The organism is Kitasatospora saccharophila, from assembly GCF_039529925.1.
Lineage (GTDB): Bacteria > Actinomycetota > Actinomycetes > Streptomycetales > Streptomycetaceae > Kitasatospora > Kitasatospora saccharophila.
Map to the genome: position 1 here is coordinate 1 of NZ_BAAANS010000189.1, position 565 is coordinate 565.

Annotated in this window: 1 protein-coding gene; it reads left to right on the top strand. The window is 73.6% G+C overall.

Annotation, left to right across the window (positions count from 1 at the left end; genetic code table 11):
• Positions 1 to 27: 27 nt before the first annotated feature.
• The coding region (locus ABD345_RS40105; protein WP_425556973.1) for an IS5 family transposase at positions 28 to 565 on the top strand (538 nt) is incomplete at its 3' end.

Consider the following 565-nt stretch of genomic DNA (forward strand, 5'->3'; position numbering starts at 1 on the left):
TCGTCGTTGACGGATGCTCAGTGGGCTGTGATCGAGCCGCTGCTGCCGCGGCGCGATCCGCGCCGGGCGGGCCGGCCGCTGAAGTTCCCGCGTCGGCTGGTCGTGGACACCGTGCTGTACGTCCTGGTCACGGGTTGCGCCTGGAGGCTGGTTCCGCGCGATCTGGCGCCGTGGGACGCGGCCTACCGGTGGTTTCGGGCCTGGAGTGCGGACGGGACCTGGAGCCGGGTCCACGACGCGCTGCGCGAGAAGGTGCGTGCGGCCGACGGACGCGATCCGCAGCCCTCGGCGGCGGTGCTGGACTCGCAGTCCGTCCGCAGCCACCAGGGCGGGCAGGCTGTCGGTTACGACGCGGGCAAGCGGGTCCGGGGGCGCAAGCGGCATCTGCTGGTGGACACCTGCGGCCTCGTCCTGCGGGCGGTGGTGCACTCGGCCTCGGTGCAGGACCGGGCGGGCGCGAAGCTGGTCCTAGCCGGCATCCGGGAGCTGTTCCCGCAGGTCGGGCTGGTCTGGGTCGACGGCGGCTACGTCAACTCCGTGGACGCGGGCCTGGTCGGCTGGGCGG